We start from the raw sequence: 947 nt of genomic DNA on the forward strand, positions 1-947 counted from the left end.
GGTTCGGAGTGGCAGAACGACTACGGGGACCTTCCGGACTATTACCAGACGTATTACCGGAACTATGATGCGGCCCTGGGGCGTTTCCTGGGGGTAGACCCGATGGCGGAAGCTTCGGATGCAGTGAGCACGTATCATTATTCGGGGAACAACCCGGTGATGTACAATGACCCGCTGGGGGACAAGAAGCTGGAGGCGCTGCCGCCGCATGGAAGCGGCAGCAGCTGGGGGGCCGGCACCGGCCTGAACCAGGCGGTGCTGGACCTGGCCTGGGCTTACTGGAGCGTGACCCCGGAGGATGGGAAAACGTACACATATGACGATCCGGCCTCCGGTTTCGAGTGGAGCCCCTGGGCTGGAGGGCGGATTACCCAGGAAGAGTGGCTGGCGCGGGGCGGTGACCCGAAGTTACTGGCTACGGCGGTGAACCCGCAGTTTTATAGCGGGGGATGGGTAAAGAAGGTAACGGTGACCAGTACTAAGACGGCTCCGGTGAATGCGAATACTAACTCGGGGGGAGAATCGAGCTGGTTAAAGACTACCTCTGACATTTTCGGAGCAGCGGGATTAGGAATGGCTGCCAAAACTGAATTGCTTGAATGGGCTGTTCGTAGTAGTTATAAATCTAATAATACCCGAGAAGGCTGGGATCTTCTTAGAAAAACGCAAAAAGCGTGGAGAACTACAAATACTTTAGGGAAGACCGGTGCAAAGTATCTAAAATTTGCAAAGGGTCTGGGAGTTGCGGGAGAGGTCGTAGGTGTAGCATCTGCAGGCTATCAGTTAATAAATGATCCAACTGCCGGAAATGCGACGAGACTTGCGGTTCAGGGAGCAGCAATCGGAGCTGCATTCATACCTGTAGTTGGTTGGGGCATCTCTCTTGGTATAAGCACAGCTGATATGATATGGGGAGATGATTTTTATAAATGGATAGATGAGAAATA

1 protein-coding gene is annotated in these 947 nt (G+C 53.5%); it reads left to right on the forward strand.

The features are described 5' to 3' along the window. A partial coding sequence (locus DDR33_RS24950) for an RHS repeat-associated core domain-containing protein (protein WP_317047476.1) occupies nucleotides 1-947 on the forward strand: 947 nt, incomplete at both ends.

The organism is Pararcticibacter amylolyticus, from assembly GCF_003130405.1.
In the GTDB taxonomy this organism is placed as follows: domain Bacteria; phylum Bacteroidota; class Bacteroidia; order Sphingobacteriales; family Sphingobacteriaceae; genus Arcticibacter; species Arcticibacter amylolyticus.